A 22,927-nucleotide genomic window follows, 5' to 3' on the forward strand; every position below is an offset into this window, starting at 1 on the left:
TGGAGCGCCACGGCTTCCTGTGGATCTGGATGGGCGAGCCGGCTGCGGCGCGGCCCGAGGCGCTGCCCGATTTCAGCCCGCTCGATGCAGGTCCCGAGACCGGCGTGGCCCACACCTACATGCATCTGAAGGCCCATTACGAGCTGGTCAGCGACAACGTGATGGACCTCAGCCATGTCGACCATGTGCATGGCGAGGCGCTGACCACGCGCGGCCAGCTCTCGCCGTTGCGGCCTGCGCTGCGCGAAGGCCCGGCCGAGGTGGCGGCCCGCTGGGAGTGGCAGCAGACGCCGCCCCTGCAGATCCTCGCGCCCTTCCTGCCCCATCCGGCCGAGTCGGCCCGGCACTTCATCGAGGTCAGCTGGACCCCGCCGGCGACCCTGCAGCTCAGCGTCGGCGTGACCCAGCAGCCCGGACCGCTGGACCTCGGTCACTGCATCGGCCAGTACGACCTGCACAGCGCCACGCCCGAGACGGCCGACAGCACGCACTACTTCTTCGCCTCGCGCCGCAACCACCTGGAGCATGACGGGGCCTTCAACGCCGCGAAGATCCAGGCCATGCACCAGGCCTTCCTGACTGAGGACGGTCCGGTGATCGAGGCGGTCCATGCCGAGATGGGCACTGCGGACTTCTTCAGCCTGAACCCGGTGCTGATGAGCAACGACATCGCGCCGGTCAAGGTGCGGCGCCTGCTGCAGAAACTGATTGCCGCCGAGGCTGCGGCAGCTCGCTGAGCTTCAGGCTGCGGGGGCTTCGCCCGCGCCGTCGAGGGCCTTGAGGCGGTAGATCAGCTGCGCGCGGCTCAGGCCCAGCAGCCGCGCGGCGGCCGACTGGTTGCCGTCGCAGCGGGCCAGCGCGCGGCGCACCAGGGCCGCCTCGATCTCGGCCAGCGGGGCCCCGAGCGGCAGGCCCTGGGGCTCGCCGCCGTCCCCGTCGAGCAGCGCGCGCACCCGTTCGCCGAGGCTGGCCGGGCCGGGTCCGTCGGCGGCGTCGCCACCGGGGAGCGGGCGGCTCGCACGGCTGTGCAGCAGGCCGTCGCGCTGCAGGCCGAACTGGTCGGCCGGCAGTTCCTCGCCGCCGACGAAGAGGTGTACGGTGTCGATCGCGCCCTCGTCCGGCGCCAGGGCCACGCCGCGCTCGACCAGGTTCTCCAGCTCGCGGATGTTGCCGGGCCAGTCGTAGGCCAGCATCGCGTCGATTGCCCGGGCCGTGAAGCCGGTGATGCGGCGGCCGTCGCGCTGGCTGAACTTGCGCAGGAAGTGGTTCATGAAGACGGGGATGTCCTCGCGCCGCTCGCGCAGCGGCGGCACGCGCAGCGGCAGCACGTGCAGGCGGAAGAACAGGTCCTCGCGGAAGCGGCCGGCGCGCACCTCCTCGCGCAGGTCCAGATTGCTCGCGGCCACCACGCGCACGTTCACCTTGCGCGCGGTGGTGCCGCCGACGCGCTCGACCTCGCGCTCCTGCAGCGCACGCAGCAGCTTGCCCTGGGCCGGCCAGGCCAGGATGCCCACCTCGTCGAGGAAGAGGGTGCCGCCGTCGGCGCGCTCGAAGCGCCCGGGCCGGCTGCTTTGCGCACCGGTGTAGGCGCCCTTCTCGACACCGAAGAGTTCGGCCTCCACCAGCTCGGCCGGGATGGCGGCGCAGTTGATCGCGATGAAGGGCTGGGCCGCCCGCGGACTGATGCGGTGCAGGGCCTTGGCCAGCACCTCCTTGCCGACGCCGCTCTCGCCCTGGAAGAGCACGGTGGCCTGGGTCTGCGCAGCGCGCCGCACCATGTGGCAGACGGCGTTGAAGCCGGCCGACACGCCCACCACATCCACATCCTGCAGCGGGCCGCCGGGCTCGGGCTGGGGCGGCCGCAGGGCGGCGCTGAGGCCGAGGCTGAGCTGGTCGGCCTGCAGCGCACGCAGCTCGGCGTCGGCGTCCTCCCACTCCTCCACGGGACGGCCGACCATCACGCAGTGCGGTGCGCCCTGGGCGCGGCACTGCAGCTCCTGGCACATCACTGGCCGGCCCATGAAGCGGCTGACGAAGCCCGAGGCGTAGCCGCTCTGCTGCCAGCAGGCGACCTGGCTGCCGATGCCATAGACGCGCACATGCTCCTCGGCCTCGGCCGAGCCGTGCCAGTGGAATTCGCCGTAGAAGTGGCCGCGCTCCTCGTCGATCTCCATGCGCACCGACTCGACCCGGGCCACGCCTTCGAGCATGTGCAGCTGCGGGCCGATGAACAGCGCGCTGGAGGCGCTGCGCGTGCCGCGCAGCTTGCGCGCCAGCTCCGCGTCGTGCGAGCCGGAGTTGTAGCCGACCCGGGTCAGCAGGCCGCGCGCGCGCTCCATGCCCAGGGTCTCGATCAGCTCCTGCCGCAGCACGCCCAGGGCCGAGACATGCATCAGCAGCATGCGCTGGTCGTCGAGCCAGATGCGGCCCTCGCGCGCGCTGAAGCGGATGCGCGCGACCAGGTCGTCGAAGGCCGAGGCCTCGCTCGCGGCCTGCCGCGGGCGGCGAGGGACGGGCTCGTCGTGGGGGGGCCGGGGCATGAGGGGCTGTTGATGTTCAGACAGTCGGGGCGCCGATGCTAGGAAGGGGCTGCAGAAATTCCTACAGGCTTGACCCGAATGCCGGGGGGGTAGGCCGTGTTTCGGGCGGGTTTGCGGGGTTTTCGGGTCCGAAACCAAGGGTCTTCACCAGGGGTGCCCGCGATGGCATGCGGACTGCGATGGAGAGGCCATCACAAGCGCCTGAGCGCACGAGAGGAGACCTTGCATGACCGTGGAAATCCGCACCCAGGCCATCGCGCCGGAACGCCAGACCTTTGCCCATCTGGCCCGGCGCTTCGGCAACAAGCCCAGCAGCCGCTACCAGGAGGCGACCTACGACCTGCAGTCGACGGAGAACCGCCACTACAAGCCCTTGTGGGATCCCGAGCACGACATCTATGACCCGCGCCGCACCGCGGTGACGATGGGCGACTGGTATGCGCTGAAGGACCCGCGCCACTACTACTACGCGAGCTACACCGCCGCCCGCGCGAAGGCGCAGGAGGCCCTGGATGCACAGATGCAGTTCGCCGACCAGCGCGGCCTGCTGCGCGAGCTGCCGGCCGAGGCGCGCGAGGCCATCGTCTTCAGCCTCGTGCCGCTGCGCCACTACGAGTGGGGCGCGAACACCAACTGCTGCCATGTGGCGGCCTACAGCTGGGGGGCGGCCATCTCGCAGGCCGCGATGATGGCCACCATGGACCGCCTGGGCATGGCCCAGCACCTGTCGCGCATCGGCCTGCTGACCGATGGCGGCAGCGGTACCTCGCTGGCGGCGGCCAAGACCCACTGGGTCGATCACCCGGCCTGGCAGGGCATGCGCCGCGCGATGGAGACGATGTTCGTCACCCGCGACTGGTTCGAGCTGCTGGTGGCCCAGGCCCTGGTGGCCGATGCCCTGGTCTACCCACTGGCCTATGGCCACTTCGATCGCTGGATGGGCCGGCGCCACGGCCCGGCCCTGCCGGCGCTGCTGGACTTCCTGGTGCGCTGGCAGGACGAGAGCGCGCGCTGGGTGGATGCCGTGGTCAAGACGGCCGCGGCCGACAAGGCCGACAACCGCCGTCTGCTGGCCGCTTGGGCCGCGCACTGGCGCGCCGTCTGGCGCGAGGCCTTGCAGCCCTGGGCCGAGGCCGCGATGCCCGGCGAGGGCCCGGCCGCGCTTGCCGCCGTCGATGACTTGCTGGGCCAGCGCCTGGCCCGCCTCGGCCTGGCCGACTGACCCCCACTGATTTCAGGAGCACGCCATGACGTCCACCCCGAACCCCGCCGCCACCTCGCCCGCCAAGAAGCTCAGTCTCAAGGAGAACTACGCGCTGCTGACGCGTGGCCTGGGCTGGGAGCCGAGCTACCAGCCGCGCGAGGCCATCTTCCGCACCACCCGCTTCGAGGGCATCAAGATCCACGACTGGGACAAGTGGGAGGACCCCTTCCGCCTGACCATGGACGCCTACTGGAAATTCCAGGGCGAGAAGGACAAGAAGCTCTACGCCATCCTGGATGCCTTCGGTCAGAACAACGGGCAGTTCAATGTCAGCGACGCGCGCTACATCCAGGCGCTGAAGATCTTCCTGACCGGCATCAGCCCGCTGGAGTACGCCTCGCACCGCGGCTTCTGCATCCTGGGCCGCGAGTTCGAGGGTGCCGGCCCGCGCATCGCCGCGCAGATGCAGGCCATCGACGAGCTGCGCCATGCGCAGACGCAGATCCACGCACTGAGCCCCTACAACCGCTACTTCGCCGGCATGAGCGACTTCATGACCATGGCGGACCGCACCTGGTACCTGTCGATCCCGAAGTCCTTCTTCGACGATGCGCTCTCGGCCGGGCCCTTCGAGTTCATCACCGCGATCTCGTTTGCCTTCGAGTACGTGCTGACCAACCTGGTCTTCATGCCCTGGATGTCGGGTGCGGCCTACAACGGCGACCTGTCGACCGTGAGCTTCGGCTTCTCCGCGCAGAGCGACGAGGCCCGCCACATGACCCTGGGCATCGAGGTGATCAAGTTCCTGCTGGAGCAGGACCCGGACAACCTGCCCATCGTCCAGAAGTGGATCGACAAGTGGTTCTGGCGCGGCTACCGCCTGCTGACGCTGCTGGCGGCGATGATGGACTACATGCTGCCCAAGCGCGTGATGAGCTGGAGCGAGGCCTGGGGCATCTACTTCGAGAAGAACGGCGGCGCGCTGTTCGAGGACCTGGCCCGCTACGGCGTGCGCATGCCCAAGTACGCCGACATCACCGTGCAGGAGAAGGGCCATGTCGGCCACCAGCTCTGGGCCACCTTCTACCAGTACCGTCATGCGGCCGGCTTCCCGGTCTGGCTGCCCTCGGCCGAGGAAATGGACTGGCTGTCGGCCAAGTACCCCGACACCTTCGACCGCTACTACCGTCCGCGCTTCGAGCACTGGCGCAAGCTGGAGGAGGCCGGCACGCCCTTCGTGAACCCGGGCATGCCGCAGCTCTGCCAGGTCTGCCAGTGGCCGCTGCTGTTCACCGAGCCGGATGATCCGACGCAGATCGCCTACCGCGAGGAAAGCTACCTCGGCCAGCGCTTCCACTGCTGCTCGGACGGCTGCCGCGACATCTTCCGCGACGAGCCCGAGAAGTATGTTCACGCCCACCTGCCGGTGCACCAGATCTTCCAGGGCAACTACTTCCGGCCCGGCGTCGATCCGAGTGCGCCGGATTTCAATCCCATGGTCGAGGCGCTGAAGTACATGGGCATCGAGCCTGGCGTGGACGGCGGCGACTTCGCCACCCACATCGACGCCCTCAACTGGACCCGTTGGACCCAGCGGCCCGCCAACATGCATGCCCCGCAGGACACGCCGGCCCCCCGCGCCGCCGCCCCCGTGGCCCGCAGCGCCTGAAGCCGAAGGAGCGCCCATGAGTGTCCAAGCCCTCCGCGCCGATTACCACGGCACGATGAAGGATGCGGTCGAGAACTTCCACGGCAAGCAGCTGTTGAACATCGGCTGGGATCGCCACCTGATGTTCGCGGCGCCGATCTGCCTGCCGCTGCCGCCCGAGCTGCCTTTCGAGGCCCTGGTCCGCGAGGTGCTCCCTGGCCTCTACGGACAGCATCCGGACTTCGCGCGCATCGACTGGGCCCAGGTCCAGTGGCTGCGTGGCGGCGAGCCCTTCAGCCCCGAGCCCTCGGCCAGCCTGGCCGACAACGGCCTGGACCACAAGGCCGTGCTGCGCCTGCGCACGCCGGGCCTCGGCGGGCTCTACGGCATCGGTTTCTGAGACCGGCTTCGGGCGCGGCTCAGCCGGCCCCGTCGTCCGCCTCGCGCAGCGCGTCGAGCCGGCGGTAGATGTAGCCGCGCGACACGCCCAGCCGGCGCGCCGCTTCCGACAGATTGCCCTTGCACTGGGCCAGGGTCTGGCGGATGGCGTCGTGGCCCAGCGTGCGCAACGGCACCGGGGCCAGTTCGATGGGCGGTGCCTCGGCGTCGATCGTCCGCCCCGCGCCGAGCACCCGCTCGACCCAGATCGTCAGCCCCCCGGGCAGGGCCAGGGCCTGCGGTCCGGGGGCGTCCAGCCGGGCCTGCAGGGCGGCAGGGCCGAGGCCCAGCCAGGCTTCGGCCGGGCCGATCAGTTCGGGCACGCGCGGGCAGCCCAGCAGGGTGGCGGCGGCGGCGTTGATGGCCAGCACGCGGCCGTCCTCGTCCAGCCCGAGCAGGCCTTCGAGCGAGCTGCGCAGCCAGTCGGGCCGGGTCTGCATGCGCAGCAGCAGCGGGCCGCGGACCTGGGCCTCGATCAGCCGGTTCTCGATCGCGCTCGCGTACAGCCGCACCAGGGCCGCGGCGTCGAAGCGGAAGGTCTCGCCCTCGGAGCTGAGATCGAGCACGGCCGCCAGGCGACCGCGGCCGTCGCGCACCGGGGCGGCGGCGCAGTGCAGGTGGCGCAGCACGTCGAAGTAGTGCTCCCCGCCGAGCACCATGCAGGCTTCGCCGGTGCGGGCGGCCACGCCGGGTGCCCCGGTGCCCACGGTGGCCTCGCCGATGTTCACGCCGACGCGCGCGATGACCGGCATCAGCCGGCCCTCGTCCCGGGCCGTGGGGGTGGCATGAAGGACCACGCCGTCCGGGCTGGTCAGCATGGCCTTGCAGGGGCTGCCGGCCAGGGCTTGATCGAGCTGGATCAGTTCCTCGCGGGCGGCGCGCAGCAGACGGTGGTGGCGGGCGAGCAGGTTCGACACGCGGGCGCGGTCGACCATGTCGAAGGCCACCGTCTCGGTCGGCGGTCGCTGGCTGCGGATGCAGCGCGTCCAGGACTGGATGACGGGCTCGGACACCAGGCCCGAGGGGCGCTCGCCGTCGCCGAAGAAGCGCTCGCGCGCCAGGCCGATTCGATCCTCCGGCGACTGGAAGAAGGGCGAGGCCAGGCGGCCGCTGTCCAGGGCGAAGGGTGGGGTGGGGGGCTTGCTCCAGGGCATGGTGGCAGAGGACCGGGCAGGTGGGGCGGCGGTGGACGCGATTCTTCTACGGCCCCGGGCGCGGGCCAAGACGGGCCGCAAGCCCGCCGATTCGTTCCGCTGCGGAACAGATTTCCCCCTGGGTTTCCACGGGTGTGTGGCCACCCAAGCCCGCCTTCTATCGTGCGCTTCGCCCGATGTGGCCGGTTGCTTGCCGGCCCGTGCGCGGAAGGGGGGCGTGTTTGCAGCCCCCTCGATCCCTACAACACCCAAGACCGAGGAACTTTCCATGCCCCGTGCCCTGTCCCCCCTGCTCCGCCGCTCCGCCGGCCTGCTGCCGCTGCTCGCGGCCCTGCTGAGCCCGAGTGCCCAGGCCCTGGATGTCGATGCCGGCGACTACACCGCGCTGCCGGCCGGCACCACGCTGGGCCTGGTCTACGCGCAGCACGCGAGCCGCGACAAGCTCTATGCCGCCGGTGACAAGCTGCCCGGCCGCAACGGCCTGGATTCGGACATCGGCATCCTGCGCGGCGTGCGCTACATGGAGATCGGCGGGAAGATCGTCGACCCGCAGTTCCTGCTGCCCTTCGGCAAGCTCAAGGGCAAGGACGACCTCTCGGTGCTGGGCAGCAACTCCGGCGTCGGCGACCTGATCCTGGCGGCCACCGTCTGGTTCAACAAGCCCAGCGACACCACGCACTTCGGCATCACGCCCTTCCTGATCCTGCCGACCGGCCAGTACGACCGCAACGACCCGCTGAGCCTGGGCGAGAACCGCTGGCGCTTCGTGCTGCAGAGCGGCTTCATCACCCCGGTGACCGACAAGCTGACCCTGGACCTGATCGGCGACGTGACGGTCTTCGGCAAGAACAGCGACTTCGGCCCGGCTGGCCAGACGCTCAAGCAGAAGCCCCAGGTCCAGCTGCAGTCCTACCTGCGCTACGCGGTGGTGCCGGGCGGCGATCTGCGGCTGGGCTGGTCGCACACCTCGGGCGGCGAGACGCGGGTCGACGGCGTCGACCGCAACGATCGCCTGTCGAGCCAGAAGGTCCAGTTCGGCGGCAGCTACTTCGTGCGCCCGACCACGCAACTCACCCTGACCCTGGGCCGCGACCTGTCGGTGCGCCAGGGCTTCAAGGAGGAGTCGCGCGTGAACCTGCGGCTGCTCCAGGTGTTCTGAGCGCGCGCCGTGCCGGCCCGGGCCGGCACGGCACGGCCCTCAGCGCCACTCGACCTTGGCCGCGAACATGTAGCCCGCGCCATAGACGGTCTTGATGATGCGCGGGTTCTGCGGGTCTTCCTCCAGCCGCCGGCGCAGGCGGGAGATCCGCACGTCGATGCTGCGGTCCAGCGGCGAGAGGTCGCGGTCGCCGGTCAGCTGCTGGCGGGTCAGGATCTGGTGCGGCCGCTCGACGAAGCTGCGCAGCACCTGGACCTCGGCCGTGCCCAGCAGGTGTTCGGTGCCGTCGGCGCTGCGCAGCACATTGGCCGCGCAGTCCAGCTCCCAGTCGAGGAAGCTGGCCAGGCGACGCCGCGGACCGGCGGCCACCGGGCTGCCGCCGCTGCCGCGGCGCCGCAGGATGCTGCGGATGCGGGCCACCAGCTCGCGGGTCTCGAAGGGTTTGACGACGTAGTCGTCTCCGCCCAGCTCCAGGCCGAGCACGCGGTCGGCCGGGTGGCCGCGGCCGGTGAGGATCAGCACGCCGCAGTTGCAGCGCTGGGTCAGGGTCTGGACCAGCTCGATGCCGTCCATGTCGGGCAGGCCGAGGTCGACGATGCAGAGATCCGGCGCCTCGACCTGCAGGCGCCGCAGCGCCGAGCTGCCGTCGCGGAAGACCTGGCCGTGGAAGCCGTACTCCTGCAGGCTGCCGAGCAGCAGCTGGCCCAGCGCGAGGTCGTCCTCGATCACGTAGATCAAGGCCGGTAGGCTTTCAGTGTGGGGCATGGTCACGCAGCAGCTGGGCCAGGGCGGCCTGGTCGAAGGGCTTGGTCAGCAGCGGAACGTCGGCCAGGTCGTGATCGCTGCCGGAGGCGTGCCCGCTCATCAGCACGATGCGCCGCACGCCCCGTTCGCGGGCCCGGCGCGCGACTTCGCGGCCATCGAGCTCGCCCGGCATCATCACATCGCTGAGCAGCAGCTCGATGGCCGGCGTGTCCTCGAGGATGGCCAGGGCCTCGCTGCCGTTCTCGGCTTCCAGCACGGCGTAGCCAAGGTCCACCAGGTAGCGGCGCACGACCTTGCGGACCTCGGCCTCGTCCTCGACCAGCAGGGCCAGGCCGCGGCGGCCCTCGGGACCGGCCAGCGGCGGACTGCCCGGGTCGACGGCGTCGGCCGGCGTCTCGGCCACCGGCAGCCACAGCGTGAAGCTGCTGCCGCGACCGGGCGTGCTCACCACGTCGATCGCGCCTTCGCATTGCCGCACGAAGCCATACACCGTGGCCAGGCCCAGCCCGGTGCCCTGGCCGGGCCGCTTGGTGGTGAAGAAGGGTTCGAAGACGCGGGCGCAGACGGCCGGGGTCATGCCGCAGCCGTCATCGCTGACGCGGATCCGCACATACGGTCCGGGGGTGATCCGCAGGCCCCGCAGCTGATCGCAGTGCAGGGCGTGCGGCACCATGGTGATCCGGATCTGGCTGGCGCCGGCATCGCGGGCATTCAGGATCAGGTTGAGAAATGCATCCTGCAGGCGCGAGGCTTCGCTCCAGGCATGCGGCAGCCCCTCGGGTGCGCTCAGGCCGATCTCGAGCCCGGGGGGCAGGGTAGGGCGCACCAGGCGTATCACCGCAGCGGCGGCGGCACAAACATCGACCGGCTGGGCCTCCAGCGGCTGGCGCCGGGCGAAACCCATCAGGTTGCGAATCAGTTCGGCGCCGCGCCGCGCCGCGCCGAGGGCCGGCGTCAGGTACTCGGCATGCTGACCTTCGGTATCGGCCTGCTGGATCGCACCGAGATTGCCGAGGATGACCGTCAGCATGTTGTTGAAATCATGCGCGAGGCCGCTGGTCAGCTGCCCGAGCGCCTCCATCTTCTTGGCCTGCGCGAGCATGTCCTCGGCGCGCCGCATCTCGGTCAGGTCGAAGGTCAGCTCGAAGCAGCCGACCACCCGGCCCTCGGCGGACACCTCCGGAATCAGCGTCGTGCGGGCAATCCGCGAGCGGCCGTCGATGGTTTCCGTCGGGTATTCGTAGGACACCGCCTCGCCGGCCAGCGCGCGTGCCACATTGCTTCGGATACGCTGGTAGGTGGCGGCTCCGAGATATTCCTTGGCGCTGACTTTCTCGGGTTGGCTGGTGTCGAGCCCAAACCATTCCTGATACCCCCGGTTGAGGTATCGGTAGGCACGCTGCTCGTCGAAATAGGCGATCAGGGCCGGAATCGAGTCGGTGATCAGCCGCAACTGGGATTCGCTGCGCCGCAATTCCTGCGTGCGCTCGGCCACGCGCCGTTCGAGTTCGGCGGCATGTTCGCGAATCTGGCGTTCCGATTGACGCTGCACGGAAACGTCGGAGTACAGCGTGATGAAACCGATGCCGGGCACGGGCACGCCGGTGATGCGCAGCACCTGACCGTTCGGGCGGGCCCGTTCGAAATCGTGGGCGACGAAGCGCCGGGCCATCGCCACCCGCTCGGCGACCATGGCCTGCGGATCGCCCGGGCCGTAGTCGCCGCGCTCGGCGTTGTAGCGGATGAAGCTCTCGAAGGTCGCGCCGGCGTGGACCATGTCGGGCGGGAAATCGAGCAGACGCAGGAAGGATTCGTTCCACGCCACAAGACGCAGATTTCGATCAATCAGTGTAAACCCCTGGTCGATCAAATCCAACGCCGTCTGAAGCGCCGCATAGCGGGCCAGCGGGTCGTCCAGAGGGGCGGGCAGGGGAAGGTTCACAGAGGTGGTCAAGGTCTCGCAAGGCACAATTTTAGAGGTCGGTGCAAAACCGCCGGCCCGACCTGCAAACATTCGTCACATTCAGTCAGGTCTGATGAAAACATCATCTGCCAACCTTCTGCCTCGTCGTTTGAGTGAGGCGGCAGAAGCCCTCAGAAGAGGGCCAGGATCCGTCGAGGAGACACCGTGAACGCATATTCGATCGGTCTGGACAAGAACCCGGCCAATTTCGTTGCCCTCTCGCCGCTGAGCTTTATCGAGCGTGCGGCAAGGGTTTTCCCGCAGCGCCCCGCGATTCTCTACGGCGAGCTTCGCCAGAGCTGGGTCGAAACCTACCGGCGCTGCCGTCGTCTGGCCAGCGCGCTGGCCCGGCGCGGCGTCGGGGTGGGTGACACCGTCGCGGTGATGCTGCCCAACGTCCCGGCCATGTTCGAGGCGCACTTCGGTGTGCCGATGGCCGGCGCGGTGCTCAACACGCTCAACACCCGGCTGGATGCCGAGTCCATCGCCTTCATGCTGCAGCACGGCGAGGCCAAGGTGCTGCTGACCGACCCCGAGTTCGCCGGCGTGATCGGCCCGGCCCTGGCGCGTCTGCAGGGGCCGCGGCCGCTGGTCGTCGAGGTCAGCGACGCCGCCGCCCCGGCCGGCGAATGGCTGGGCGACCTCAGCTACGAGGACTTCCTCGCCGGCGGCGACCCCGAGTTCGCCTGGCAGCTCCCGGCCGACGAGTGGGATGCGATCGCGCTGAACTACACCTCCGGCACCACGGGCGACCCCAAGGGCGTGGTCACCCACCACCGCGGCGCCTACCTGAACGCCGCCAACAACGTCATCGCCTGGCACCTGCCGCCGCAGCCCGTCTACCTGTGGACGCTGCCCATGTTCCATTGCAACGGCTGGTGCTTCCCCTGGACCATGGCGCTGACCGGGGGCACCAGCGTCTGCCTGCGGCGGGTGGATCCGGCGCTGATCTTTCCGCTGATCCGCGAGCACCGCATCACGCACCTGTGCGGCGCGCCCATCGTCTACAGCATGCTGATCAACGCCCCGGCCGAGCTGCGCGCCGGGCTGGGCCACACCGTGCAGGGCCTGATCGCCGGGGCCGCTCCGCCGGCGGCGGTGATCGAGGGCTGCGAGGCCGCCGGCATCGAGCTGACCCATGTCTACGGCCTGACCGAGGTCTACGGCCCCGCCGCCCTGTGCGTGAAGCAGGACGAGTGGGCCGAGCTGCCGGCGCGCGACCGCGCCCAGCTCAACGGCCGCCAGGGCGTGGCCTACCCGCTGCAGGAGGCCATCGCCGTGCTCGACCCCGAGACGATGCAGCCGGTGCCCGCCGACGGCGAGACCCTGGGCGAGATCTTCTTCCGCGGCAACGTGGTGATGAAGGGCTACCTCAAGAACCCCGAGGCCACGCGCAAGGCCTTCGAGGGCGGCTGGTTCCACACCGGCGACCTGGCCGTGCTGCACGAGGACGGCTACGCCAAGATCAAGGACCGCAGCAAGGACGTGATCATCAGCGGCGGCGAGAACATCAGCTCGATCGAGGTCGAGGATGTCCTGCACCGCCACCCCGCCGTGCTGCTGGCCGCGGTGGTCGCGCTGCCCGAGGTGAAGTGGGGCGAGGTGCCCTGCGCCTTCATCGAGCTCAAGGCCGGCGCCGAGACCACCGAGGAGGACGTCATCGCCTTCTGCCGCGAGCACATGGCCCGCTTCAAGGTGCCCAAGAAGGTGGTCTTCGGCCCCCTGCCCAAGACGGGCACCGGCAAGATCCAGAAGTTCCTGCTGCGCGAGCGCGTGCGCTCGGCCAGCGCCATCGAATGAGGCCGGCCATGAGCGAGTACATCCTCGAGACCGAAGGCCTCAGCAAGGACTTCCGCGGCTTCACCGCCGTGCAGGACGTCAGGCTGCGCGTGCGCCGCGGCAGCATCCACGCCCTGATCGGCCCCAACGGCGCGGGCAAGACCACGGTCTTCAACCTGCTGACCAAGTTCCTGCAGCCCACGCGCGGGCGCATCGTCTTCGACGGCCAGGACATCACCGCCACCGCGCCGGCCGAGGTCGCGCGCCTGGGCCTGGTGCGCTCCTTCCAGATCTCGGCCACCTTCGGCCACATGACGGCGATGGAGAACGTGCGCGTGGCGCTGCAGCGCCCGCTGGGCACCAGCTTCCAGTTCTGGACGCCGGTGGCCTCGCTGGCGCCGCTGAACGACCGCGCCATGGCCCTGCTGGAGGCCGTCGACCTGGCCAGCTATGCCGACATCCCGGCCGCCGAGATGCCCTACGGCCGCAAGCGTGCGCTCGAGATCGCCACCACCCTGGCCCTGGACCCGCCGCTGATGCTGCTCGACGAGCCCACCCAAGGCATGGGCCACGAGGACGTGGACCGTGTCGTCGCGCTGATCCGCAAGGTCGCCGCCGAGCGCACCGTGCTGATGGTCGAACACAACCTCTCCGTGGTGGAGACGCTGAGCGACACCATCACCGTGCTGCAGCGCGGCCAGATCCTGGCCGAAGGGCCCTACGCCACCGTCTCGAAGGACCCGCGCGTGCTGGAAGCTTATGTGGGGGTGGAGGCATGAGCGCCGCCCCGATGTTGAAGGTGCAGGGCCTGCACGCCCATTACGGCGAATCGCACATCCTGCATGGCATCGACTTCGAGGTCCGCGAGGGCGAGCTGGTCACCCTGCTGGGCCGCAACGGCGCGGGCCGCTCGACCACGCTCAAGACCATCGTCGGCCTGGTGGGCCAGTGCAGCGGCTCGGTCACCCTGCGCGGCCAGCAGCTCATCGGCCTGGCGCCGCACCGCATCGCCCGGCTGGGCCTGGGCTTCTGCCCGGAGGAGCGCGGCATCTTCGCCGGCCTGACGACCGAGGAGAACCTGCTGCTGCCGCCCCCGGTGGGCGATCAGCCGGGCATGACGGTCGAGGAGCTCTACGCCCTCTTCCCCAACCTCCAGGAGCGGCGCCACAGCCCCGGCACCCGCCTGTCCGGCGGCGAGCAGCAGATGCTGGCCCTGGCCCGCATCCTGCGCACCGGCGCGCGCCTGCTGCTGCTCGACGAGATCACCGAGGGCCTGGCCCCGGTCATCGTCAAGAAGCTCGGCGAGGTCATCCGCCTGCTCAAGACGCGCGGCTACACCATCGTGCTGGTCGAGCAGAACTTCCGCTTCGCCGCCCCCCTGGCCGACCGCCACCACGTGCTGGAGCACGGCCGCATCGTGGCCACCGTGCAGGCCCACGAGCTGGCCGAGCAGACCGGGATGCTGCACGAGCTGCTGGGCGTCTGAGCCCGCGGCCCCGACACGCCTTCGCTTCCCCCCCCCCACCGGCGGCCCCGGCCGCCGCCCCCGACGTTCCCAAGAAGATCCTCAGGAGACCCCCGACATGAAGCTCAAGCCCCTTGCCCTGGCCGGCCTGCTGGCCGCCGGCAGCCTGACCGCCCAGGCCCAGGTGTCCGACAACGTGGTGCGCGTCGGCGTGCTGACCGACCTGTCGGGCGTGTACTCCGACATCGCCGGCCAGGGCGCCATCGTGGCCACCAAGCTGGCCATCGAGGACTTCATCGCCCAGGAGAAGCCCGGCTTCAAGGTGGAGATGGTCAGCGCCGACCACCAGAACAAGGGTGACATCGCGGCCAACAAGGCCCGCGAATGGTTCGAGCGCGACAAGGTCGACATCGCCACCGAGCTGGTCACCACCTCGGTCGCGCTGGCGGTGCAGAAGATCGCCAAGGAGAAGGACCGCCTGATCCTGGTCTCCGGCGCCGGCTCCACCCGCCTGACCAACGAGGACTGCAACGACGTCACCGTCCACTGGACCTACGACACCTACGCCCTGGCCAACGGCACCGCCAAGGCCGTGACCCAGCAGGGCGGCAAGAAGTGGTTCTTCCTGACCGCGGACTACGCCTTCGGCCATTCGCTGGAGAAGGACGCCAGCGAGGTCGTCAAGGCCAGCGGCGGCCAGGTCATGGGCACGGTGCGCCACCCCTTCCCGGGCTCGGACTTCTCCTCCTACCTGCTCAAGGCCCAGTCCTCGGGCGCGCAGATCATCGGCCTGGCCAATGCCGGCGGCGACACCATCAACGCCGTCAAGCAGGCGGCCGAGTTCGGCATCACGCCCAAGCAGTCCCTGGCCGGCCTGCTGATCTTCATCAGCGACATCCACTCGCTGGGCCTCAAGGCCACGCAGGGCATGTACCTGACCGAAGGCTTCTACTGGAACCAGAACGACGAGACCCGGGCCTGGTCCAAGCGCTACTTCGCGCAGATGAAGCGCATGCCGACCATGGTCCATGCCGGCCAGTACTCCTCGGTGATGCACTACCTGAAGGCCGTCAAGGCGGCGGGCACCGACCAGACCGGCAAGGTCCTGGCGCAGATGAAGAAGACCCCGGTCAACGACTTCTTCGCCAAGAACGGCCAGATCCGCGACGACGGCCGCATGGTGCACGACATGCTGCTGCTGCAGGTCAAGAAGCCGGCCGAAAGCACCACGCCCTGGGACTACTACCACGTGAAGGCCACGATCCCTGCGGCCGAAGCCTTCACCCCGGTGGCCGCCAGCCGCTGCGCCCTGCTCAAGAAGTGAGTCCCGGCACGGCGGCCCCGCCGCCGTGCCCCACCTCCCGCCGCTCGGCCTGAATTCCCGGTGCGGCCGGCCCCGCAGGCCGCCGCACCTCCTCCTCCGTCTCCCACCGGGCCCTCCGATGGAACTCTTCGGCATCCCGTCCCAGGCGCTGTTCGGTCAGCTGCTGCTCGGGCTCATCAACGGCTCCTTCTACGCCGTGCTGAGCCTGGGCCTGGCCGTCATCTTCGGCCTGCTGAACATCATCAACTTCGCGCACGGCGCGCTCTACATGGTCGGCGCCTTCTTCGCGCTGATCGGCCTGAACCACTTCGGGCTGAACTACTGGGCCGCGCTGCTGCTGGTGCCGCTGCTGGTCGGCGCGCTCGGCGTGCTGGTCGAGCGCCTGCTCCTGCGCCACCTCTACCGCCTCGACCACCTCTACGGCCTGCTCCTGACCTTCGGCCTGGCGCTGATTGCCGAGGGCGTGTTCCGCCACTACTTCGGCGTGTCCGGCGAGTCCTACCCGGCGCCCGAGGCCCTGCAGGGCGGGGTCGACCTGGGCTTCATGTTCATGCCGCTCTACCGCGGCTGGGTCGTGCTGGTCTCGCTGATCGTCTGCGCGGCGACCTGGTTCCTGATCGAGCGCACGCGGCTCGGCGCCACGCTGCGCGCGGCCACCGAGCGGCCGGATCTGGTGCAGGCCCTGGGCATCAACGTGCCGGTGATGGTCACGCTGACCTATGGGGCCGGCGTCGCGCTGGCGGGCCTGGCCGGGGTGCTGGCGGCGCCCATCCTGCAGGTCAACCCGGTCATGGGCTCCAACCTGATCATCGTCGTCTTCGCGGTGGTGGTGATCGGTGGCATGGGCTCCATCGCCGGCTCCATCGTCACCGGTCTCGGTCTCGGCCTGGTCGAAGGCCTGACCAAGGTGATCTACCCCGAAGCCTCGGCCGTCGTGATCTTCGTGATCATGATCATCGTGTTGCTGCTGCGCCCGGCGGGCCTGTTCGGCAAGCAGGCCTGAGAAGGAATCCTGAGCATGACTTCCCCCTCCTCGCGCCCTGCGGCGGCGCGCCTGCAGGCCCTGGGCTGGCTGCTGCTGCTGGCCACCGGCCTCGTGGCGCCCTTCCTGGCCTATCCGACCTTCCTGATGAAGGTGCTGTGCTTCGCGCTGTTCGCGTCGGCCTTCAACCTGCTGCTGGGCTATGCCGGCCTGCTGTCCTTCGGCCACGCGGCCTTCTTCGGCGGCGCGGCCTACATCTGCGCGGTGCTCAGCAAGGACTTCGGCCTGGACCCGGCCCTGGCCGTGCTGGCCGGCGGCGGCTTCGCGGCCCTGCTGGGCCTGGGCATGGGCGCGCTGGCCATCCGCCGCAGCGGCATCTACATGACGATGATCACCCTGGCCCTGGCGCAGCTGGTCTTCTTCTTCGCGGTGAAGCTGCCCTTCACCGGCGGCGAGGACGGCCTGCAGGGCGTGCCGCGCGGCCAGCTCTTCGGCCTGATCGACCTGGCCGACAACCAGGCCATGTACTACTTCGTCTTCGCGGTCGTCGTGGCCGGCTTCTGGCTGATCCACCGCACCATCCACTCGCCCTACGGCCAGGTGCTCAAGGCCATCCGCGAGAACGAGCCGCGCGCCATCTCGCTGGGCTACGACGTGGCCCGCTACAAGCTGCTGGCCTTCGTGCTCTCGGCCGCGCTCTCGGGCGTGGCGGGCAGCCTCAAGGCCCTGGTCTTCCAGCTCGCCTCGCTGACCGACGTGCACTGGCACATGTCCGGCGAGGTGGTGCTGATGACCCTGCTCGGCGGCCTGGGCACCCTGCTCGGTCCGGCCGTGGGCGCGCTGACCATCGTCAGCCTGCAGAACGAGCTGGCCGACAAGGTCGGCCCCTGGGTGACCGTGATCATGGGCGCGATCTTCGTCGTCTGCGTGATGGCCTTCCGCCGCGGCCTGGTCGGCGAGCTGCTGGCCCGCCTGGGCAAGCCGCGCGCCACGCCGCCGGCCGGCGGCGGCGGGCACTGATCACCGCGCCACCCCACCCCGTCCCGCTTTCCTCCAAGAGCCCGGGCGGCCCCGAGGGCCGCACCGTGGGCCGCGCTTCGTCCCCACCTCGTCCCCCCCCCACCATGAGCACCCCCTACACCGCACCCCTGCGCGAGATGAGCTTCGCGCTCAAGGAGCTGGGCGGCCTTGACGCCGTGCTGGCCCAGTCCGACGGCAGCGAGCTGAGCGCCGACCTGGTCGAACCCATCCTCGAAGAGGCCGGCCGCTTCGCCAGCGAAGTGCTGGCCCCGCTCAACGCCCCCGGCGACCGCGAAGGCTGCCGCTGGCAGGACGGCGCGGTCCGCACGCCCGAGGGCTTCGCCGCCGCCTACGCCAGCTTCTGCGAGACCGGCTGGCACGGCATGCCCGCCGAAGTCGAGCTGGGCGGCCAGGGCATGCCGACCCTGCTGTCCACGGCCGTGCTGGAGATGTGGAAGAGCGCCAACCACGCCTTCAGCCTCTGCCAGATGCTGACCCTCGGCGCGGTCGAGGCCATCCGCCGCCACGCCACCCCCGAGCTGCAGGCCCGCTACCTGCCGGCCATGGTGGCCGGCCGCTGGACCGGCACGATGAACATCACCGAGCCGCAGGCCGGCTCGGACCTGTCGGCCATCCGCAGCCGCGCCGTGCCCGAGGGCGAGCACTACCGCATCACCGGCACCAAGATCTTCATCACCTGGGGCGAGCACGACCTGGCCGAGAACATCGTCCACCTGGTCCTGGCCCGCCTGCCCGACGCCCCGCCCGGGGTGAAGGGCCTGTCGCTCTTCCTGTGCCCCAAGGTGCTGGTGAACGCGGACGGCAGCCTGGGCGCGCGCAACGACCTCGTCTGCGCCTCCATCGAACACAAGCTCGGCATCCATGCCTGCTCGACGGCCGTGATGGCCTTCGGCGAGCAGGGCGGCGCCACCGGCTGGCTGGTCGGCGCGCCCCACGAAGGCCTGGCCTGCATGTTCACGATGATGAACCACGCGCGGCTCAACGTCGGCCTGGAGGGCCTGGCCCTGTCCGAGCGCGCCTACCAGCAGGCCCGGGCCTATGCCCTGGACCGCGTGCAGGGCCGCGGCGTCGGCCTGGGCCCGGACGGCCCGCGGACCATCATCGGCCACCCCGACGTGCGCCGCATGCTGATGGCCATGAAGTCGCGCGTCGAGGCCATGCGCGGCCTGGCCTACTACACCGCCGGCCGCATGGACCGCGCGCACGGCCACCCCGACGCCGCCCAGCGCGCCGAGGCCCAGGCCCTGGTCGACCTGCTGACCCCCATCGTCAAGGCCTGGTGCACCGAGCAGGCCCAGGGCATCACCGCCCTCGGCGTGCAGGTGCACGGCGGCATGGGCTTCATCGAGGAAACCGGCGCGGCGCAGCACCAGCGCGACGCCCGCATCACCACCATCTACGAGGGCACGACCGGCATCCAGGCCAACGACCTGCTCAACCGCAAGCTGGTGCGGGATGGCGGCGCCACCCTGGGCCGCCTGCTGCGCGAGGTGCAGGACGAGGCCCGCGGCCTGGCCGGCCACGGTGACGCCACGCTGCGCGCCATCGGCGACGCCCTGCTGCGCGCCGCCGCCTCGCTGGAGGCCGCCACCGCCCACCTGCTGGTCCGCCATGCCGCCACGCCGCGCGAGAGCTTCGCCGGGGCCGTGCCCTACCTCATGCTCTGCGGCACCGTGCTCGGCGGCTGGCTGCTGGCGCGGGGCGCCGAGGCGGCGGTCACCCAGCTCGCCAGCGGCAGCGGCGACACCGACTTCCTCGCGGCCAAGCGCAGCACCGCCTGGCACTACGCGATGAACGTGCTGCCCGAGGCCGCCGGCCTGGGCGAGATCGTCTGCCACGGGGCCGCCAGCGTGCTGGCCCTGGACGACGCGCAGTTCTGAACCGGAGCCCCCGATGAACGGCATGAACGGTCACGACATCGAGGACCTGCATCCCGGCATGCAGGCCACCTTCTCCAAGACGGTGACCGAGGCCGACATCGTGCTGTTCGCCGGGGTCTCGGGCGACAACAACGCCATCCACACCAACGAAGAGTACGCCGCCGGCACGCGCTTCGGCGGCCGCATCGCGCACGGCTTCCTGACCGCCAGCGTGATCTCGGCCGCCGTGGCCAACCGGCTGCCCGGGCCCGGCACGGTCTACCTCGCCCAGCAGCTGCGCTTCCTGGCGCCGGTGCGGCCGGGCGACACCGTGCACGCCACCGTGACGGTCCAGACGGTGGACCTGGAGCGCGCGCGCGCCGTGCTGCACACCGTCTGCCGCGTGCGGGAGACCGTCGTCATCGACGGCGAGGCCACCGTGATGACCACCTCGTCCGCCCGCCGCGCGGCGGCAGCGGCCTGATCCTGGAGACCCAGCCATGAAGATCCTCGTCCCCGTCAAACGCGTGGTGGACTACAACGTGAAGGTGCGCGCCAAGAGCGACGGCAGCGGCGTGGACATCGCCAATGTGAAGATGAGCATGAACCCCTTCGACGAGATCGCCGTCGAGGAGGCCGTTCGGCTCAAGGAGAAGGGCGCGGTGACGGAAGTCATCGCCGTGTCCTGCGGCGTCGCCGCCTGCCAGGAGACCCTGCGCACGGCCATGGCCATCGGCGCGGACCGCGCCCTCCTGGTCGAGACCCCGGCCGAGCTGGAGCTGCAGCCCCTGGCCGTGGCCAAGCTGCTCAAGGCCCTGGTCGAGCGGGAAGGCGTGCAGCTCGTCGTGCTGGGCAAGCAGGCCATCGATGACGACTGCAACCAGACCGGCCAGATGCTGGCCGCCCTGCTGGACTGGCCGCAGGCCACCTTCGCCAGCAAGGTCGAGCTGGGTGCCGACACCGCCACCGTCACCCGCGAAGTCGACGGCGGCCTGGAGACCCTGGCCCTGGGCCTGCCGGCCGTCATCACCACCGACCTGCGCCTGAACGAGCCGCGCTACGTCACCCTGCCCAACATCATGAAGGCCAAGAAGAAGCCGCTGGAGACCCTCCAGCCCGCGGCCCTGGGCGTGGACGTGACCCCGCGCGTCAAGACCCTGCAGGTGCAGGAGCCGCCCAAGCGCGCCGCCGGCATCAAGGTGGCCGACGTCGCCGCCCTGGTCGACAAGCTCAAGAACGAAGCCAAGGTGATCTGACCATGACCGCCACCCTCGTCATCGCCGAACACGAGCACGGCAGCCTCAAGGCCGCCACCCTGAACACCGTCACCGCCGCGGCCCAGCTCGGCGGGGCGGTCCACGTCCTCGTCGCCGGGCAGCAGGCCCAGGCCGCGGCGGACGCCGCCGCCCGCATCCCCGGCGTGGCCCGGGTGATCCTGGCCGACGGCCCGGCCCATGCCGACGCCCTGGCCGAGCCCCTGGCCGAGCAGGTGCTGGCCCTGGCCGGCGACTACACCCACCTCGTCTTCCCGGCCACGGCCCGCGGCAAGAACGCCGCCCCGCGCGTGGCGGCCCGGCTGGACGTGGCGCAGATCAGCGACATCAGCCGCGTGCTGGGCCCGGACACCTTCGAGCGCCCCATCTACGCCGGCAACGCCCTGGCCACCGTGCAGTGCGCCGACGCCAAGCTCGTGCTGACCGTGCGGGCCACCGGCTTCGACGCCGCGCCGGCCGAAGGCGGCAGCGCGCCGGTCGAGACCGTGACGGCCGTGCAGGCCAGCGCACGCAGCCGCTTCATCGGCCGCGAGCTGACCAAAAGCGACCGGCCCGAGCTGACCGCGGCCAAGATCATCGTCAGCGGCGGCCGCGCCCTGGGCAGCAGCGAGAAGTTCGACCAGGTGCTCACGCCGCTGGCCGACAAGCTGGGTGCCGCCCTCGGCGCCAGCCGCGCGGCGGTGGATGCGGGCTACGCGCCCAACGACTGGCAGGTCGGGCAGACCGGCAAGATCGTCGCGCCCAGCCTCTACATCGCCTGCGGCATCAGCGGTGCGATCCAGCATCTGGCGGGCATGAAGGATTCGAAGGTGATCGTCGCGATCAACAAGGACCCCGAGGCCCCCATCTTCAGCGTGGCCGACTACGGCCTGGAGGCGGATCTGTTCGAGGCCGTGCCCGGCCTCAGCGCTGCCCTCTAGTCCCCGCCCCCCGGCGCGGCCCCGGCCGCTGCCCTTGCCCGAGCACCCCCCGGAAGGCCCGTCGAAGGACGGGTCGGCTGGACTGCACCCGACGTTTTTCACAACATCCTAGGAGGACGACATGACGATGAAACTTGCAAGCCTGCCGCTGGCCCTGCTCGCGGCAGCCGCCGGCCCGGCCCTGGCCCAGAGCGTGACGCTCTACGGTCTGGTCGACACCGGCATCGAAGTCATCAACGAGGCCGGCGCCGACGGCTCCACCGTGGTCCGCATGCCGACCATCACCGGCCAGTCGGCCTCGCGCTGGGGCATGCGCGGCAGCGAGGACCTGGGCAATGGCCTGAAGGCGGTCTTCGTGCTGGAGTCCGGTCTTGCGCCGGACACCGGTGGCTTTCAGCAAGGCAACCGACTCTTCGGCCGCCAGCTCTATGTGGGCCTGCAAGGGGGCTGGGGCACGCTGACCTTCGGTCGCCAGTACTCGGCCCTGCTGGCCGGCGGCATGGTCGATCCCTTCCTGGCCAGCATCTACGGCCCGGGCTCGCTCGACATCTACTTCGCCGGCCCGCGCATGGACAACGCGATCGGCTACTCGGGCAGCTTCGGCCCGCTGAGCGTCGGGGGCACCTACAGCCTCGGCCGCGACAACAACGGCTCGGCCGCGCCCGCCTGCGCCGGGGAATCGCCGACCGACGACAAGGCTTGCCGCGCCTGGTCGGCGGTCGTCAAGTACGACACGGCCGGCTGGGGCGTGGGCGCCTGGATCGACACCCAGCACGGTGCCGGGGCCCAGCAGAACGACACCGACACGCGCAGCTCGCTCAACGGCCACGTCAAGCTCGGCGCGGCCAAGCTGATCCTCGGCGTCATCCACCGCGACAACGAGATCACCCAGCTCAAGAGCGATGTCTGGTTCCTGGCGGGCAGCTATGCCGTCACCCCGACCTTCAACGTCGAGGCGGCCTACTACGACCTGAACGTCAAGAACAGCGAGAACGACTCCAGCCTGGTCGTGCTGCGCGCGAACTACCTGATGTCCAAGCGCACCACGCTCTACGCGACCGTCGGTCACCGCAACAACGACGGCACGGCCAATGGCGGCGTCACGCTTGACGCCCAGGTCACGCCCGACCTGCGCCCGGCCGCCGGCCAAAGCCAGAGCGGCATGATGGTCGGCCTGCGCCACACCTTCTGATCCCTGGTCCCGCGGCCCCGTCCCCCAGCGGGGGCGGGGCCGCACTGCTTTCCGGACGCCCCCCGCCCATGAAGACCCCCGACCCGCTGCTGCAAGCCCACGGCCCGCGCGACACCCTCGACGTCGACGTCCTCATCGTCGGCGCCGGCCCGGCCGGCCTGGCCACGGCCATCCGCCTCAAGCAGCTCGCCGCCGCCGCGGGCACCGAGCTCTCCGTCTG

Annotated in this window: 20 protein-coding genes; 16 read left to right on the forward strand and 4 right to left on the reverse strand. The window is 70.4% G+C overall.

The window, feature by feature from the left end; genetic code table 11:
• Positions 1 to 737: aromatic ring-hydroxylating dioxygenase subunit alpha (locus H4F90_RS14775; RefSeq protein ID WP_182665962.1), on the forward strand; the 737-nt coding region annotated here is incomplete at its 5' end.
• Between the two features lie 3 nt (positions 738 to 740).
• Here H4F90_RS14775 and H4F90_RS14780 read toward each other — a convergent pair.
• The gene (locus H4F90_RS14780; protein WP_182665963.1) at positions 741 to 2,540 is read right to left on the reverse strand and encodes a sigma-54-dependent Fis family transcriptional regulator; all 1,800 of its coding nucleotides are present in this window, start codon (positions 2,538 to 2,540) and stop codon (positions 741 to 743) included.
• A 226-nt stretch (positions 2,541 to 2,766) separates the two neighbouring features.
• On the opposite strand from H4F90_RS14780, the gene H4F90_RS14785 reads away from it, so the two are divergent.
• From H4F90_RS14785 to H4F90_RS14795, 3 genes are read left to right on the forward strand one after another with little or no spacing between them, the layout of a single operon-like run.
• Positions 2,767 to 3,762 carry an aromatic/alkene monooxygenase hydroxylase subunit beta gene (locus tag H4F90_RS14785; RefSeq protein WP_182665965.1) on the forward strand — a complete coding sequence of 332 codons (996 nt, stop codon included), beginning with the start codon at positions 2,767 to 2,769 and terminating at the stop codon, positions 3,760 to 3,762.
• Between the two features lie 25 nt (positions 3,763 to 3,787).
• Positions 3,788 to 5,413 carry an aromatic/alkene/methane monooxygenase hydroxylase/oxygenase subunit alpha gene (locus tag H4F90_RS14790; RefSeq protein WP_182665967.1) on the forward strand — a complete coding sequence of 542 codons (1,626 nt, stop codon included), beginning with the start codon at positions 3,788 to 3,790 and terminating at the stop codon, positions 5,411 to 5,413.
• 16 nt (positions 5,414 to 5,429) lie between these two features.
• A complete protein-coding gene (locus H4F90_RS14795; protein ID WP_182665969.1) occupies positions 5,430 to 5,792 on the forward strand; it encodes a phenol hydroxylase subunit P4 in 363 nt (120 codons plus the stop codon).
• A gap of 19 nt (positions 5,793 to 5,811) precedes the next feature.
• Here the strand turns inward: H4F90_RS14795 and H4F90_RS14800 are convergent, their stop codons facing one another.
• Complete coding sequence (locus H4F90_RS14800) at positions 5,812 to 6,984, reverse strand: helix-turn-helix domain-containing protein (RefSeq protein ID WP_182665971.1); 1,173 nt, start codon at positions 6,982 to 6,984, stop codon at positions 5,812 to 5,814.
• Positions 6,985 to 7,252: 268 nt separating this feature from the next.
• Here H4F90_RS14800 and H4F90_RS14805 point away from each other — a divergent pair, with 268 nt between their 5' ends.
• Entirely contained in the window at positions 7,253 to 8,143 is an 891-nt protein-coding gene (locus H4F90_RS14805; RefSeq protein ID WP_182665973.1) for a transporter, read from the forward strand.
• A 39-nt stretch (positions 8,144 to 8,182) separates the two neighbouring features.
• On the opposite strand, the gene H4F90_RS14810 is transcribed toward H4F90_RS14805, so the two are convergent.
• Both H4F90_RS14810 and H4F90_RS14815 read right to left on the reverse strand, forming a co-directional pair.
• The gene (locus H4F90_RS14810; RefSeq protein ID WP_182665976.1) at positions 8,183 to 8,908 is read right to left on the reverse strand and encodes a response regulator; all 726 of its coding nucleotides are present in this window, start codon (positions 8,906 to 8,908) and stop codon (positions 8,183 to 8,185) included.
• The gene (locus H4F90_RS14815) at positions 8,895 to 10,850 is read right to left on the reverse strand and encodes a hybrid sensor histidine kinase/response regulator (protein WP_328700950.1); all 1,956 of its coding nucleotides are present in this window, start codon (positions 10,848 to 10,850) and stop codon (positions 8,895 to 8,897) included. The genes H4F90_RS14810 and H4F90_RS14815 overlap by 14 nt, the downstream gene beginning before the upstream one ends.
• Before the next feature lie 186 nt (positions 10,851 to 11,036).
• On the opposite strand from H4F90_RS14815, the gene H4F90_RS14820 reads away from it, so the two are divergent.
• The 11 genes from H4F90_RS14820 (at position 11,037) to H4F90_RS14870 (ending at position 22,707) form a co-directional block, all read left to right on the forward strand.
• Entirely contained in the window at positions 11,037 to 12,671 is a 1,635-nt protein-coding gene (locus H4F90_RS14820) for an acyl-CoA synthetase (RefSeq protein ID WP_328700951.1), read from the forward strand.
• An 8-nt stretch (positions 12,672 to 12,679) separates the two neighbouring features.
• A complete protein-coding gene (locus tag H4F90_RS14825) occupies positions 12,680 to 13,429 on the forward strand; it encodes an ABC transporter ATP-binding protein (protein WP_182665979.1) in 750 nt (249 codons plus the stop codon).
• Positions 13,426 to 14,136 (forward strand): ABC transporter ATP-binding protein, encoded by a 711-nt coding sequence (locus H4F90_RS14830; RefSeq protein WP_235972230.1) that lies wholly within the window; start codon positions 13,426 to 13,428, stop codon positions 14,134 to 14,136. The genes H4F90_RS14825 and H4F90_RS14830 overlap by 4 nt, the downstream gene beginning before the upstream one ends.
• 97 nt (positions 14,137 to 14,233) lie before the next feature.
• Positions 14,234 to 15,439 (forward strand): ABC transporter substrate-binding protein, encoded by a 1,206-nt coding sequence (locus tag H4F90_RS14835; RefSeq protein ID WP_182665981.1) that lies wholly within the window; start codon positions 14,234 to 14,236, stop codon positions 15,437 to 15,439.
• Between the two features lie 118 nt (positions 15,440 to 15,557).
• The gene (locus H4F90_RS14840; protein WP_182665983.1) at positions 15,558 to 16,442 is read left to right on the forward strand and encodes a branched-chain amino acid ABC transporter permease; all 885 of its coding nucleotides are present in this window, start codon (positions 15,558 to 15,560) and stop codon (positions 16,440 to 16,442) included.
• A gap of 15 nt (positions 16,443 to 16,457) precedes the next feature.
• Positions 16,458 to 17,441, forward strand: a complete 984-nt coding sequence (locus H4F90_RS14845; protein WP_182665985.1) for a branched-chain amino acid ABC transporter permease — start codon at positions 16,458 to 16,460, stop codon at positions 17,439 to 17,441.
• A 104-nt stretch (positions 17,442 to 17,545) separates the two neighbouring features.
• Positions 17,546 to 19,342, forward strand: coding sequence for an acyl-CoA dehydrogenase (locus H4F90_RS14850; protein WP_182665987.1), 1,797 nt, complete (start codon positions 17,546 to 17,548; stop codon positions 19,340 to 19,342).
• 13 nt (positions 19,343 to 19,355) lie between these two features.
• Positions 19,356 to 19,805 carry a MaoC family dehydratase gene (locus H4F90_RS14855; RefSeq protein ID WP_182665989.1) on the forward strand — a complete coding sequence of 150 codons (450 nt, stop codon included), beginning with the start codon at positions 19,356 to 19,358 and terminating at the stop codon, positions 19,803 to 19,805.
• Between the two features lie 16 nt (positions 19,806 to 19,821).
• Complete coding sequence (locus H4F90_RS14860) at positions 19,822 to 20,577, forward strand: electron transfer flavoprotein subunit beta/FixA family protein (RefSeq protein ID WP_182665991.1); 756 nt, start codon at positions 19,822 to 19,824, stop codon at positions 20,575 to 20,577.
• Positions 20,578 to 20,579: 2 nt separating this feature from the next.
• The gene (locus H4F90_RS14865; protein ID WP_182665993.1) at positions 20,580 to 21,515 is read left to right on the forward strand and encodes an electron transfer flavoprotein subunit alpha/FixB family protein; all 936 of its coding nucleotides are present in this window, start codon (positions 20,580 to 20,582) and stop codon (positions 21,513 to 21,515) included.
• A gap of 121 nt (positions 21,516 to 21,636) precedes the next feature.
• A complete protein-coding gene (locus H4F90_RS14870) occupies positions 21,637 to 22,707 on the forward strand; it encodes a porin (RefSeq protein ID WP_235972231.1) in 1,071 nt (356 codons plus the stop codon).
• Positions 22,708 to 22,927: the final 220 nt, after the last annotated feature.

Source organism: Aquariibacter albus (assembly GCF_014145335.1).
GTDB classification, from domain to species: Bacteria; Pseudomonadota; Gammaproteobacteria; order Burkholderiales; family Burkholderiaceae_C; genus Aquariibacter; species Aquariibacter albus.

Excerpts from the sequence above, each read along its gene's own strand:
- H4F90_RS14780 (WP_182665963.1), bottom strand. The coding sequence starts at position 2,540 with ATGCCCCGGCCCCCCCACGACGAGCCCGTCCCTCGCCGCCCGCGGCAG.
- H4F90_RS14785 (WP_182665965.1), top strand. The coding sequence starts at position 2,767 with ATGACCGTGGAAATCCGCACCCAGGCCATCGCGCCGGAACGCCAGACC.
- H4F90_RS14790 (WP_182665967.1), top strand. The coding sequence starts at position 3,788 with ATGACGTCCACCCCGAACCCCGCCGCCACCTCGCCCGCCAAGAAGCTC.
- H4F90_RS14795 (WP_182665969.1), top strand. The coding sequence starts at position 5,430 with ATGAGTGTCCAAGCCCTCCGCGCCGATTACCACGGCACGATGAAGGAT.
- H4F90_RS14800 (WP_182665971.1), bottom strand. The coding sequence starts at position 6,984 with ATGCCCTGGAGCAAGCCCCCCACCCCACCCTTCGCCCTGGACAGCGGC.
- H4F90_RS14805 (WP_182665973.1), top strand. The coding sequence starts at position 7,253 with ATGCCCCGTGCCCTGTCCCCCCTGCTCCGCCGCTCCGCCGGCCTGCTG.
- H4F90_RS14810 (WP_182665976.1), bottom strand. The coding sequence starts at position 8,908 with ATGCCCCACACTGAAAGCCTACCGGCCTTGATCTACGTGATCGAGGAC.
- H4F90_RS14825 (WP_182665979.1), top strand. The coding sequence starts at position 12,680 with ATGAGCGAGTACATCCTCGAGACCGAAGGCCTCAGCAAGGACTTCCGC.
- H4F90_RS14830 (WP_235972230.1), top strand. The coding sequence starts at position 13,426 with ATGAGCGCCGCCCCGATGTTGAAGGTGCAGGGCCTGCACGCCCATTAC.
- H4F90_RS14835 (WP_182665981.1), top strand. The coding sequence starts at position 14,234 with ATGAAGCTCAAGCCCCTTGCCCTGGCCGGCCTGCTGGCCGCCGGCAGC.
- H4F90_RS14840 (WP_182665983.1), top strand. The coding sequence starts at position 15,558 with ATGGAACTCTTCGGCATCCCGTCCCAGGCGCTGTTCGGTCAGCTGCTG.
- H4F90_RS14845 (WP_182665985.1), top strand. The coding sequence starts at position 16,458 with ATGACTTCCCCCTCCTCGCGCCCTGCGGCGGCGCGCCTGCAGGCCCTG.
- H4F90_RS14850 (WP_182665987.1), top strand. The coding sequence starts at position 17,546 with ATGAGCACCCCCTACACCGCACCCCTGCGCGAGATGAGCTTCGCGCTC.
- H4F90_RS14855 (WP_182665989.1), top strand. The coding sequence starts at position 19,356 with ATGAACGGCATGAACGGTCACGACATCGAGGACCTGCATCCCGGCATG.
- H4F90_RS14860 (WP_182665991.1), top strand. The coding sequence starts at position 19,822 with ATGAAGATCCTCGTCCCCGTCAAACGCGTGGTGGACTACAACGTGAAG.
- H4F90_RS14865 (WP_182665993.1), top strand. The coding sequence starts at position 20,580 with ATGACCGCCACCCTCGTCATCGCCGAACACGAGCACGGCAGCCTCAAG.
- H4F90_RS14870 (WP_235972231.1), top strand. The coding sequence starts at position 21,637 with ATGACGATGAAACTTGCAAGCCTGCCGCTGGCCCTGCTCGCGGCAGCC.